Source organism: Micromonospora sp. WMMD1082 (assembly GCF_029626175.1).
In the GTDB taxonomy this organism is placed as follows: Bacteria; Actinomycetota; Actinomycetes; order Mycobacteriales; family Micromonosporaceae; genus Micromonospora.
The window spans coordinates 2,968,249-2,981,729 of sequence record NZ_JARUBM010000002.1; the positions used below are offsets into that span (position 1 = coordinate 2,968,249).

At 70.3% G+C, this 13,481-nt stretch carries 7 protein-coding genes; all 7 read left to right on the forward strand.

The window, feature by feature from the left end:
- The first annotated feature begins 37 nt into the window (after positions 1-37).
- The 7 genes from O7615_RS13705 to O7615_RS13735 all read left to right on the forward strand — a co-directional run bounded on the left by O7615_RS13705 (position 38) and on the right by O7615_RS13735 (position 13,424).
- Positions 38-1,042, forward strand: coding sequence for a LacI family DNA-binding transcriptional regulator (locus O7615_RS13705; protein WP_278177893.1), 1,005 nt, complete (start codon positions 38-40; stop codon positions 1,040-1,042).
- Positions 1,043-1,297: 255 nt separating this feature from the next.
- Complete coding sequence (locus O7615_RS13710) at positions 1,298-2,677, forward strand: extracellular solute-binding protein (RefSeq protein ID WP_278177894.1); 1,380 nt, start codon at positions 1,298-1,300, stop codon at positions 2,675-2,677.
- 81 nt (positions 2,678-2,758) lie between these two features.
- On the forward strand, positions 2,759-3,715 hold the full coding sequence (locus O7615_RS13715) for a sugar ABC transporter permease (protein WP_278177895.1): 957 nt from the start codon (positions 2,759-2,761) through the stop codon (positions 3,713-3,715).
- Positions 3,716-3,726: 11 nt separating this feature from the next.
- Positions 3,727-4,614 carry a carbohydrate ABC transporter permease gene (locus O7615_RS13720; RefSeq protein ID WP_278177896.1) on the forward strand — a complete coding sequence of 296 codons (888 nt, stop codon included), beginning with the start codon at positions 3,727-3,729 and terminating at the stop codon, positions 4,612-4,614.
- Positions 4,611-6,278, forward strand: a complete 1,668-nt coding sequence (locus O7615_RS13725) for a glycoside hydrolase family 13 protein (RefSeq protein ID WP_278177897.1) — start codon at positions 4,611-4,613, stop codon at positions 6,276-6,278. The genes O7615_RS13720 and O7615_RS13725 overlap by 4 nt, the downstream gene beginning before the upstream one ends.
- Positions 6,279-6,434: 156 nt before the next feature.
- The gene (locus O7615_RS13730) at positions 6,435-9,311 is read left to right on the forward strand and encodes a discoidin domain-containing protein (protein WP_278177898.1); all 2,877 of its coding nucleotides are present in this window, start codon (positions 6,435-6,437) and stop codon (positions 9,309-9,311) included.
- Between the two features lie 102 nt (positions 9,312-9,413).
- Complete coding sequence (locus O7615_RS13735) at positions 9,414-13,424, forward strand: discoidin domain-containing protein (protein WP_278177899.1); 4,011 nt, start codon at positions 9,414-9,416, stop codon at positions 13,422-13,424.
- The last annotated feature ends 57 nt before the right edge of the window (positions 13,425-13,481 follow it).

The window sequence follows — 13,481 nt, forward strand, 5'->3', positions numbered from 1 at the left end:
GTTCTGTTTTTGCAGTAGTTGGACGTACGATTGCGCCGTGACGAAACGGCTAACCGAGGTGGCTCGCAAGGCGGGCGTCAGTGAGGCGACCGTGAGCCGGGTGCTCAACGGCCGCGGTGGCGTGGCCGAGGCGACCCGGACCGCGGTGCTCACCGCCCTGGACGTGCTCGGTTACGAGCGGCCCAGCAAGCTGCGCGGCGAACGGGCCCGGCTGGTGGGGCTGGTCCTGCCCGAGTTGCAGAACCCGATCTTCCCGGCGCTGGCCGAGGTGGTCACCGGCTCGCTGGCCCAGCGCGGGTTCACCCCGGCGCTCTGTGCCCGCACCATCGGCGGCGTCTCCGAGTCGGCGTACGTCGAGATGCTGCTGGACCACCAGGTCTCCGGCGTCATCTTCGCCGGTGGGTCGTACGCGCTGGCCGACGCCGCACACGAGCACTACCGGCGGCTGACCGACCGGGGTCTGCCGGTGGTGCTGGTCAACGCCGGCGTGGACGAGCTGGGCTTCCCCCGGGTCTCCACGGACGACGCGGTGGCGGTGGAGCAGGCGTACGGGCACCTGCACTCGCTGGGCCACGAGCGGATCGGCCTGGTGCTCGGGCCGGAGGACCACGTGCCGTCGCGGCGCAAGCTGGACGCGATGCGGCAGGTCGCGGGCTGGGCGGCGGCCGACGACGAATGGGTGGCCCGCTCCAGCTTCTCCATGGAGGGCGCCCGGGTCGCGGCGACCAAGCTGGTCGACCGGGGCGTCTCCGGGATCATCTGCGCCAGTGACGTGCTCGCCCTGGGCGCGATCCGCGCGGTGCGCCGGCTCGGCCGCTCGGTGCCGGACGACGTCTCGGTGGTCGGCTACGACGACTCCGCGTTCATGACCTGCACCGACCCGCCGCTGACCACCGTGCGGCAGCCCATCGAGACGATGGGGCAGGCGGCGGTGGACCTGCTGGTCACCCAGATCGAGGGTGGCGGGGTGCTCGCCGACGAGCTGCTCTTCGAGCCCGAACTGGTGGTGCGCGGATCCACCGCGCCCACGCCGCGGCGCTGAGCCCGGCCAGGCCTTCCACTTCGTAACGACCCTTCCGGCCGTCGACCGCTGCCCGCGGTCGGCGGCCCGGTCGTCGTGGGCTCTGCCGTCGGGCGGGCTCGGCCGCCGTGCGGCTCTGTCGGTATCTACCGCCCAGCAGTCGAATATTTGCAGGATCAGATCGAAACCTTGCTGAGATGAGTCGCACTGGCTACAGTGACCCCACTCACACCTGGCCTCCATGCAGACACACCCCGTTCCCGAAGGGATGGACAGATGTCCGTACCGCAATACCGGAAGGCGGCGGCGCTGACGCTCGTGGCCGGCCTGGGGCTCAGCCTCACGGCCTGCTCCACGAAGAGCGACGACGCGAGTAACGATGCGAGCGGCAAGGTCACCATCACCGTCGACTGCCAGCCGGTCGGCGCCCAGAAGGAGCTGCTGCAGAACTGGAACGAGGACGTCGCCGAGTTCCAGCGGCAGAATTCCGACATCGTCATCAAGAGCGTCAGCGTCGGCGAGCAGTGCAACAACCCGCCCGACTTCACCGCCCGCCTCGCCGGCGGCACGGTGACCGACGTCTTCTACGGATACATGACCGACGTCCAGCAGGTGCTCGACTCGGGCCAGGCACTGGACATCACCGAGTTCGCCACCGCGGAGACGATCCCCACCTGGGACAGCGTCGACCCGGCACTCAAGGAGGTCTTCACCGACGGCGGCAAGCTCTACGCCATCCCGGTGAAGAACTACTCGATGGGCCTGGTCTACAACAAGGTGCTGTTCCAGCAGGCCGGGCTCGACGTGAACAACCCGCCCAAGACGTGGCCCGAGGTCCGGGACGCCGCCAAGAAGATCGCGGCGCTCGGCAACGGCATCGCCGGCTACGCGGAGTACAGCGCCGGCAACACCGGCGGTTGGCACTTCACCTCCCTGCTCTACTCGCAGGGCGGCCGGGTGCTGACCGAGGACGGCACGAAGGCCGACTTCAACAACGCCCTGGGCCGGCAGGTGCTGCAGAACCTCAAGGACATGCGGTACGGCGACGACAGCATGGGCGACCGTCAGCTGCTCCAGTGGGGTGACCTGCTGACCAACGCGGGCGCCGGCAAGGTCGGCATGTTCATCGGCGCGCCGGATACCACCCAGGCGATCGTCAGCCAGTTCCAGGGGAAGTTCGAGGACTGGGCGATGGGTCCGCTGCCCGGTCAGGACGGCCCGGCAAAGGGGACGCTCGGTGGTGGCGAGGGTTACTTCTTCAAGAAGGACCTGACCCCGGATCAGGTCAGGGCGGGTCTGAAGTGGATCGCGTACCAGAAGCTGACCCCGGGCAAGGGCCAGTTCGACTACGTCCGGGCCAAGCCGCAGAACTACCCGGTCGGTCTGCCGCAGCCGCTGCTGTTCACCAACGGCAGCGACGCGCAGCAGCAGGAGCTGGAGCTGCGCAAGGCCAACGCGAACGTCGACACCGCGAACTTCGCGGTCTTCGAGGCGAACCCGGTCCCGATCAAGGGTGAGCCGCGCAACGCGCAGGCGATCTACGCGGTGCTCGACGCGGCGATGTCCGGGGTGCTGACCAACCCGAACGCGAACATCGACGCGCTGCTCAAGACGGCCGAGGACAAGGTCAACCAGCTCCTCGCCGCGCAGAGCTGAGCCGAGCGGGTGGGGGTCGCCGCGCCGACCCCCACCCCCGGCCCCGCAACCGTCCGGTCACCGACGTCACCAGGAGTTGCCTTGGCGATCACCTCCGCCCCGGCTGCCGCCAGAGCAGCGGGTCGCCCCGCACCGCCGCCCCCGGCCGGACAACGGCGGGCGAGCCTGGGCCGCAAGGTACGGGACAATCTCACCGGGCACGCGTTCCTGATCGGTGCGGTGCTCTGCTTCGCGCTCTTCTCCTGGTACCCGATGGTGCGCGGCGTCGTGATGAGCTTCCAGCGCACCCGACGCGGCGAGACCACCTGGGTCGGCTGGGACAACTACCTCCGGATCCTCGACGACCCCAGCTTCTGGACCGCCTGGAAGAACACCTTCTACTTCACGGTGCTCGCGCTCGTCCTCGGGTACGCGGTGCCGTTCTTCGTGGCGATCCTGCTCAACGAGTTCCGGCACGCCAAGGGGTACCTGCGGATCCTGGTCTACCTGCCGGTGATGCTGCCGCCCGCCTCCGCGCTCTTCCTGTTCAAGTTCTACGCGTACGACCCCAGCGACGCCGGGCTGTTCAACGCGATCCTCAAGGCGGTGGGCCTGCCCACCTCGCAGTGGATGCAGTCGCCCGAGATGACCATGCCGGCCATGGTGATCGCGTCGACCTGGATGAACATGGGCAGCGCGGTGTTGATCTACCTGGCCGCGTTGCAGAACATCCCCGGTGAGCTCTACGAGGCGGCCGAGCTGGACGGCGCCGGGATCTGGCGGCGGATCCTGCACGTGACCATCCCGCAGACCCGGCTGATCCTCGCGCTGCTGGCGATGCTTCAGATCGTCGCCACCATGCAGCTCTTCATCGAGCCGCTGATCCTGGCCAACGGCGCGGGCGCGGAGGACTCGGCGACCTCGGTCGCGTACCTCATCTATCAGCACGGGTTCTTCCAGAACGACCTCAACGGCGCCGCGGCGCTCGGCGTGATCATGCTCGTGGTCCTCGCCGGCTTCTCCGCCGTCTACCTGCGGCTGACCGCGAGACAGGACTAGGACGGACGCCCATGGCACAGGATTACGGGACCCGGACCCTCATCTCCCAGGCGCAGCTGCGGCGCGGCCCCGGCCGGGCGCTCTACTGGACGGTGCTCGCCGTCGTGGTCGTCGGTTTCACGCTGGTCTTCCTCGGCCCGCTCTACTGGATGGTCACCGGCGCGCTCAAGTCCGGCCAGGAGATCGCGCAGACGCCACCGTCGCTGTTCCCGCAGGATCCGCAGTGGCAGAACTACGCCGACGCGTGGCACAACCTTGCGCTGGCCAAGCTGCTGTTCAACACCTTCTACTACGCCACCGGAGCGGTGCTGTTCCAGCTGGTCTTCGACACCGCCGCGGCGTACTCCCTGTCGAAGCTCCGCCCGGTGCTGGGCAACGTCATCCTCGGCCTGATGCTGGCGACGCTGATGATCCCGGCGATGGTGCTCATCGTCCCGCAGTACGTGACCGTGATCGACCTGCCGATCCTGCACATCAGCCTGCTCGACTCGCCGTTCGCCATCTGGCTGCCGCTGGTCGCCAACGCGTTCAACATCTTCCTGCTCAAGCGGTTCTTCGACTCGATCCCGGAGGACCTGATGGCGGCGGCGCTGATGGACGGGGCGAGCCCGCTGCGGACCCTCTGGTCGATCGTCCTGCCGATGTCGCGCCCGATCCTCGGCGTGGTCTCGATCTTCGCGGTGACCGCGGTCTGGAAGGACTTCCTCTGGCCGAAGCTGGTCATGCCGTCGCCCGAGACCCGGACGGTCAGCGTCGGCATCTACGCCTTCGCCGGCGGTACGCCCATGAACGTGGTGATCGCCGCATCGGTGATCGCCGCGATACCGACCGTCATCATCTTCCTGATCTTCCAGCGGAACATCATGTCCGGCCTGACCACCGGCGGCCTCAAGGGATGACCCTCAAACCCAGAAAGCAGGTGCTCGTGTCCACAACAGACAGTGGTCCGTGGTGGCGTGGAGCGGTGATCTACCAGGTCTACCCGCGCAGCTTCGCCGACGGCGACGGCGACGGGACCGGCGACATCGCCGGCATCCGGTCCCGGCTGAGCTACCTGTCCGCGCTCGGCATCGACGCGATCTGGTTCAGCCCCTGGTACCCGTCTCCGATGGCGGACGCCGGCTACGACGTGGCCGACCATCGCGACATCGACCCGGTGTTCGGCAGCCTCGCCGAGGCGGAGGCGCTGATCGCGGAGGCGCACGCGCTCGGCATCAGGACGATCGTCGACGTGGTGCCGAACCACTGCTCCGACGCGCACCCCTGGTTCCAGGCGGCCCTGGCCGGCGGTCCGGACGCGCCCGAGCGGGACCTCTTCTGGTTCCGTCCCGGCCGGGGCCCCGACGGCGACCAGCGCCCCACCGACTGGATCGGCGAGTTCGGCGGCCCGACCTGGACCCGGACCACCAACCCGGACGGCACCCCCGGAGACTGGTACCTGCACCTCTTCGCCCCCGAGCAGCCGGACTTCAACTGGGACCACCCCCGGGTACGCGCCGAGTTCGAGGACATCCTGCGGTTCTGGTTCGACCGGGGGGTGGACGGCATCCGCATCGACTCGGCCGGCCTGCTGGTCAAGGACGCCACGCTGCCCGAGATCGTGGCGGAGCGGCCGCACCCGTTCCACGACCTCGACGGGGTGCACGAGATCTACCGGAGCTGGCGGCGGGTCGCCGACGCGTACCCCGGCGACCGGGCCCTGATCGGTGAGGTGTGGCTGCCGGACCGGCAGCGGTTCGCCAACTACCTGCGCCCGGACGAGCTGCACGCCGCGTTCAACTTCGACTTCCTCGGCTGCGCCTGGGACGCGGCGGCGCTGCGCGAGAGCATCGACGGCACGCTGAACGCCCACGCGCCCGTCGGCGCGCCCGCCACCTGGGTGCTCTCCAACCACGACGTCACCCGGCACGTCACCCGCTACGGCCGGGCGGACACCACGTTCAGCTTCGCGGCCAAGCGCGAGGGTGTCCCCACCGACCTGGAACTGGGCACCCGCCGGGCGCGGGCCGCCGCGCTGCTGTCGCTGTCGCTGCCCGGCGCCGCCTACGTCTACCAGGGCGAGGAGCTGGGCCTCTGGGAGGTCGAGGACATCCCCCGCGCGCTCCGCCAGGACCCGATGTTCGTCCGGTCCGGCGGGATCGATCCCGGCCGGGACGGCTGCCGGGTGCCGCTGCCGTGGGCCGGTGACGTGCCGCCGTTCGGCTTCAGCCCGGACGGCGCGAGCGCCCCGCCGTGGCTGCCCCAGCCGGCCGACTGGAAGGACCGGACGGCCCGGGCGCAGGCCGGCGACCCGCACTCGATGCTGGAGCTGTACCGGGCGGCGATCGCCATCCGGCGTACCGAGGCGGCGCTCGGCGACGGCGGGCTGACCTGGCTGCCCGCACCGGAGAGCGTGCTGGCGTTCCGGCGGGAACCCGGCTTCACCTGCCTGGTCAACCTCTCCGGCGCGACGGTGCCGCTGCCGCCGCACACCGGGCAACTGCTGGCCAGCGGCCCACTCGACGACGACCGGCTGCCCCCGGACACCGCCGTCTGGCTGCGTACGCCGGACGAACCCGCATAGCCCGGCGCGGTGCCGGCGGCTCCGTCCCGCCGCCGGCACCGCGCCGCCGACCCGCCCGCCGACCCTGCCCGCCCGCACCGACAAGGAGGTACCCGCACCACCGGCACGCCGCACCCACGGGGGAACTGGCCACCTGAGGAAAGGGAGAGCCCGCTCATGGCCGACCACGCCGCCCCGCACCATCACCCACCCGGAAACCGGATCCGTACGACGCTCGCCGCGCTCACCGGCACCGCGCTCGTCGCCGCCTCGATCTCGGTCGTCACCCTCACCACCACCGCGACCCCGGCCCACGCCGCCGGGCTCTCGCCGTTCGACATCGTCGGTCGGGGCGCCACCGTCCCGTTCATCGAGCACGAGGCCGAGAACGCCGCGCACAACGGCACCCGGATCGGCCCGGACCGGCGCTACGGCACCCTGCCGTCCGAGGCCAGCGGCCGGGAGGCGGTCACCCTCGACGCGGTCGGGGAGTACGTCGAGTTCACCCTGACCGCCCCGGCGAACGCGATCACCTTCCGCTACAGCATCCCGGACAACGCCGCCGGCACCGGCCGGGACGCCACCATCGACCTGCGGGCGAACGGCACGCTGGTCAAGGCGGTGCCGGTGACCTCGAAGTACGGCTGGTACTACGGCGGCTACCCGTTCAACAACAACCCGGGCGACATCAACCCGCACCACTTCTACGACGAGGCCCGGACGCTCTTCGGCACCACGTACCCGATCGGCACGAAGATCCGGCTCCAGGTCTCGTCGACCGCGCAGTCGCCGACCTTCACCATCGACCTGGCCGACTTCGAGGTGGTCGCCGCGCCGATCGCCAAGCCGGCGAACGTGCTGGACGTGGTGACCGACTTCAGTGCCGACCCGACCGGCGCCACCGACTCCACCGCCCGGTTCCAGGCCGCCGTGGACGCCGGCCGGGCCCAGGGGCGTACGGTCTGGATTCCGCCGGGCACCTTCACCCTCTGGGACCACGTGGTCGTCGACGGGGTGACCCTGCGCGGCGCCGGTCCGTGGCATTCGGTGCTCGGCGGCCGGCATCCCACCGACCGCAAGCGCGCCGCCGGCATCTACGGCAAGTACGTCAACGGCGGCGGTTACCGGGGCGAGATCCGGCCGCACGAGGCCGGCGGGCCCAGCCGCAACGTGGTGCTGCGGGACTTCGCCATCATCGGTGACATCCGGGAACGGGTCGACGAGGACCAGGTCAACGCCATCGGCGGGGCGATGTCGGACTCCGTGGTGGACAACCTCTGGCTCCAGCACACCAAGGTCGGTGCCTGGATGGACGGCCCGATGAACAACTTCACCATCCGCAACAGCCGGATCCTGGACCAGACCGCGGACGGGGTGAACTTCCACTGGGGTGTCACCAACTCCACGGTGACCAACACCTTCGTCCGCAACACCGGCGACGACGCGCTGGCCATGTGGGCGGACACCGTCCCGAACGTGGGCAACTCGTTCACCCACAACACCATCGGCGTGACCATCCTCGCCAACCACCTGGTCACCTACGGCGGACGGGACATCCGGATCACCGACAACGTGACCGCCGACTCGGTCACCAACGGTGGCGGCATCCACGTGGCCAACCGGTACACCGGGGTTAACGGACCGACCACCGTCGCCGGCACCATCACGGTCGCCCGCAACACGCTGATCCGCAACGGCAACTCCGACTACAACTGGCAGTTCGGCGTCGGCGCGATCTGGTTCTCCGCGTTGAACGAGCCGATCCAGAACGCCTCGATCGTGGTCACCGACACCGACATCCTGGACAGCTCCTACGCGGCGCTGCACTGGATCGAGGGCGCCACCAGCGGGATCAGCTTCACCAACGTACGCATCGACGGCGCCGGCACGTACGCCCTCCAGGTGCAGGCGCCCAGCCAGGTCTCGTTCACCAACGTCCGGGCCACCGGGATCGCGCAGGCCAACCCGATCCACAACTGCGTGGGCAGCGGCTTCCAGATCACCCAGGGTGCCGGCAACTCGGGCTGGTACACCGCCAACCCGTACTGCGGGCCGTGGCCGGAGCCGCAGTGGGGTGGTGGCCCGACCAGCCCGCCGCCCACCTCGCCCCCGCCCACCACCCCGCCACCGACGACGCCGCCACCCACCACGCCCCCACCGACCACGCCGCCGCCGGCCGGCGGGAACCTGGCCCAGGGCCGACCGGTCGTCGCGTCCAGCCACCACCAGACCTACCTGGCGGCCAACGCGGTCGACGGCAACGCAAGCACGTACTGGGAGAGCGTCAACAACGCCTTCCCGCAGACGCTGACCGTCGACCTGGGTACGGCCCGTTCCGTCGACCGGGTGGTGCTGAGGCTGCCCGCCGGGTGGGAGCGGCGCACCCAGACGCTCGCGGTGCTCGGCTCCACCGACGGCAACTCGTGGAGCACGCTCGCCGGTTCGGCGGGACGGGTCTTCGACCCGGCCAGCGGCAACAGCGTCTCGATCAACGTGCCCGCCGGGGAGCGCCGGTTCGTGCGGCTCAGCATCACCGGCAACACCGGCTGGCCGGCGGGCCAGGTCGCCGAGTTCGAGGTGTACGGCGGCAGCACCCCGCCACCCACCACCCCGCCGCCCACCACCCCGCCCCCGGCCGGCAACCTGGCGCTCGGTCGCCCGGTCACGGCCACCAGCCACGTCGACGTGTACGCGGCCGGCAACGCGGTGGACGGCAACGCGAACACCTACTGGGAGAGCGTCAACAACGCCTTCCCGCAGACCCTCACCGTGGACCTGGGCACCGCCCGGCAGGTGGGTCGGGTCGTGCTGAAGCTGCCACCGTCGCCGGCCTGGCAGACCCGTACCCAGACGCTGTCGGTGCTCGGCTCCACCGACGGCAACTCCTGGAGCACCCTCGCCGGATCGGCCGGGCGCACCTTCGACCCGGCCACCGGCAACACCGTGTCGATCAGTCTGCCCGCCGGTGAACGCCGGTTCGTGCGGTTGAACGTCACCGGCAACACCGGCTGGCCGGCGGGCCAGGTCGCCGAGTTCGAGGTGCACGCCTCCTGACTCGTGGGTGGGCCCCGGCTGCCGATCGGGGCCCACCCACGCCGCAAGAGCACCACACCCCGCAACGCCTCTCCACGTCCCGGAAGAAGGTGTCGATCCCCCATGTCCAGATTCCGCACCCGGTTGACCGCCGTACTCGCCACGGTCGGCCTCGCCCTCACCGCGGCGCCCGCGCCGCCGGCCGGCGCGGCCGGCGGCCCCAACCTCGCCGCCGGTCGTACCGCCACCGCCAGCAGCGTCAACGGCCCGTACGCCGCGGCCAACGTCACCGACGGCAACGCCGGCAGCTACTGGGAGAGCAGCGGCGCCCTCCCGCAGTGGGTCCAGGTCGACCTGGGCTCGGGCCAGTCCATCGACCAGGTCAGGCTGAGGCTGCCGGCGGGCTGGGAGGCCCGCACCCAGACGCTGTCGGTGCAGGGCAGCACCAACGGGTCGAGCTTCAGCACCATCGTCGCCTCGGCCGGCCGCGCCTTCGCCCCGGGCGGCGGCAACACCGTCACCCTCGACTTCCCGGCCACCACCACCCGCTACGTCCGGATCGCCATCACCGCGAACACCGGCTGGCCGGCCGCCCAACTCGCCGAACTGGAGGTGTACGGCGCGACCGGCTCGTCGTCGACCAACCTGGCGGCGGGCCGGAGCATGTCCAGCAGCGGCCACTCCGACGTCTACGTCGCCGCGAACGCCAATGACGGCAACCAGGGCAGCTACTGGGAGAGCACCAACAACGCCTTCCCGCAGTGGATCCAGGTGGACCTCGGCGCCACGGTCACCGTCGACCGGCTGGTGCTCAAGCTGCCCGGCGGCTGGGGTGCGCGAACCCAGACGCTGACCGTGCAGGGCAGCACCAACGGGTCGAGCTTCAGCACCCTGGTCGCCTCCGCCGGGTACGCCTTCACCCCGGCGGCCAACAACACGGTGACCGTCACCGTCGGCGCGACGTCGACCCGCCACATCCGGCTGCTGATCACCGCGAACACCGCCTGGCCCGCCGGCCAACTGTCCGAACTGGAGGTGTACGGCCCGGCCACCGGCGACACCCAGCCGCCCACCGCCCCGACGAACCTGGCGTTCACCGAGCCGGGAAGCGGACAGATCCGGCTGACCTGGTCCGCGTCGACGGACAACGTCGGAGTGACCGGCTACGACGTGTACGCCAACGGGTCACTGCGAGCCAGTGTTTCCGGTGCGACGTTGACGTACACCGACACCCAGCCGGCGAGCGCCACCGTGTCGTACCACGTGCGGGCGAAGGACGCGGCCGGCAACGTCTCCGCGAACAGCAACACGGTGACCCGGGCGGGCAGCACGCCGGGCGGCACCAACCTCGCCGCCGGCAAGCCGGCCACCGCCTCCTCGACCGTGCACGTCTTCGCCGCGGCCAACGCCGTCGACAACGACGTCACCACCTACTGGGAGGGCGCGCCGGGTGCGTACCCGAGCACGCTGACCGTCGCGCTCGGCGCCAACGCGAGCATCAGCGCGATCGTGGTCAAGCTGAACCCGGATCCGGCCTGGGGCCCGCGTACGCAGACCTTCTCGGTCCTCGGGCGGGAGCAGTCGGCCTCCGGCTTCAGCACGCTGGTCGGCTCGGCGAACCACTCGTTCAGCCCGGCCGGCAGCAACACGGTGACCATCCCGGTGTCGGCGACCGCCGCCGACGTCCGGCTCCAGTTCACCGCCAACACCGGGTCGTCCAACGGGCAGGTCGCCGAACTCCAGGTGATCGGCACCCCGGCGCCGAACCCGGACCTCACCGTCACCAACCTGACCTTCGCGCCGGCCGCGCCGGTGGAGACCGACCAGATCACGCTCACCGCCACCGTGCGTAATGCTGGCACGCTGGCCTCCGGCGCGACCACCGTCGACTTCGCCCTGGACGGGACGAAGGTGGGCCAGGCGAACGTCGGCGCCCTGGCGGCCGGCGCGTCGACCACCGTGTCGACCACCATCGCCGCCCGGGACGCCGGCAGCTACCAGCTCAGCGCCACGGTCGACCCGGCGAACACCGTCATCGAGCAGGACGAGTCGAACAACGGCCGGACCGCGGCGAGCGCCCTGGTGGTCAGCCCGGTGGCCAGCTCGGACCTGGTCGCCTCGGCGGTCACCTGGTCACCCGGCACGCCGAGCGCGGGCGCCACGGTCACCTTCTCGGTGACCCTACGCAACCAGGGCACCATCGCCTCGGCGGGTGGCGCGCACGGCATCACCCTCACCGTGCTCAACGACGCCGGCACGGTGGTACGGACCCTCACCGGCTCGTACACCGGCACCATCGGCGCCGGTGCCATGGCCGGCCCGGTCAACCTGGGCACCTGGACGGCGGCCAACGGCCGGTACACCGTCCGGGTGGTGATCGCCGCCGACGCCAACGAGTTGCCGGTGAAGCGGGCCAACAACACCAGCGAGCGGCCGCTGTTCGTGGGACGTGGCGCCAACCTGCCGTACGACATGTACGAGGCCGAGGAGGGCACGGTCGGCGGCGGGGCGCAGGTGGTCGGGCCGAACCGGACCATCGGCGACCTGGCCGGCGAGGCGTCCGGCCGCCGGGCGGTGACCCTCAACACCACCGGCGCGTACGTCGAGTGGACCACCAAGGCGGCGGCCAACGCCCTGGTCACCCGCTTCTCCATCCCGGACGCCCCGAACGGCGGTGGGATCAACTCGACGCTGAACATCTACGTCAACGGCGTGCTGCACAAGCCGATCAGCCTCACCTCGAAGCACATCTGGCTGTACGGCCCCGAGGCCAGCCCGAGTGACTCGCCGAGCGCCGGACCGCCCCGGCACATCTACGACGAGGCGAACGTGCTACTCAACTCCACCATCCCGGCGGGCAGCCGGATCCGGTTGCAGAAGGACCCGGCGAACTCCACCACGTACGCCATCGACTTCATCAACCTGGAGCAGGTGACTCCCCAGGAGAACCCGGACCCGGCGCGCTACCGGGTGCCCAACGGGTTCAGCCACGCCGACGTGCAGAGCGCGTTGGACGCGGTCCGGATGGACACCACCGGCAACCTGGTCGGCGTCTACCTACCCGCCGGCACCTACGAGACCGCCCAGAAGTTCCAGGTGTACGGCAAGGCGGTGAAGGTGGTCGGTGCCGGCATGTGGTTCACCCGGTTCCAGACTCCGGCGTCGCAGCAGAACACCGACGCCGGTTTCCGGGTGGAGCCCAGCGCCAGCGGGTCGTCCTTCGAACACCTCGCCTTCTTCGGCAACTACACCGTCCGCCAGGACGGACCGGGCAAGGTCTGGGGTGAGCTGAAGGACGTCGACAACCTGACCCTGGACAACGTCTGGGTCGAGCACACGGTCTGCGCGTACTGGGGCGTCAGTGTCAGCGGCCTGAAGATCACCAACAGTCGGTTCCGGAACACCTTCGCCGACGCGGTGAACCTGACCAACGGCAGCACCAACAACCTGATCAGCAACTCGGAGGGCCGCTCCAACGGCGACGACGCGTTCGCGCTCTTCTCCGCCACCGACCAGGGCGCGTCGACCGGCAACCACGGCAACGTGTTCGAGAACCTGACCGCCACGCTGACCTGGCGGGCGGCCGGAGTCGCGGTGTACGGCGGCCACGACAACGTGTTCCGCAACCTCTACATCGCGGACACGCTGACCTACTCCGGCATCACGATCAGCTCGCTGGACTTCGGCTACCCGTTCATCGGGTTCGGGGCCAGCCCGCCGACCCGGTTCGAGAACATCTCGCTGATCCGGACCGGCGGTCACTTCTGGGGCGCGCAGACCTTCCCGGCGATCTGGGTGTTCTCCGCGTCGAAGGAGTTCCGCGGCATCCGCGTCAGCGACGTGGACATCGTGGACCCGACCTACTCGGGCATCATGTTCCAGACCAAGTACACCGGCAGCCAACCGGAGAACCCGATCACCGACACGGTCTTCACCAACGTGTCGATCTCCGGCGCGCAGCGCAGCGGTGACGCCTTCGACGCCAAGTCGGGCTTCGGCATCTGGGCCAACGAGATGCCCGAGCCAGGCCAGGGCCCCCCGGTCGGCTCCGTCACCTTCAACAACCTGCGCCTGACCAACAACCACCAGGACATCCGCAACACCACCTCCACCTTCACCATCACCCGCAACTAACCCCACCCCACCCTCACCCACCCCTTAGCCCGCGACGCATCGCGGGTGGGGGTGGGG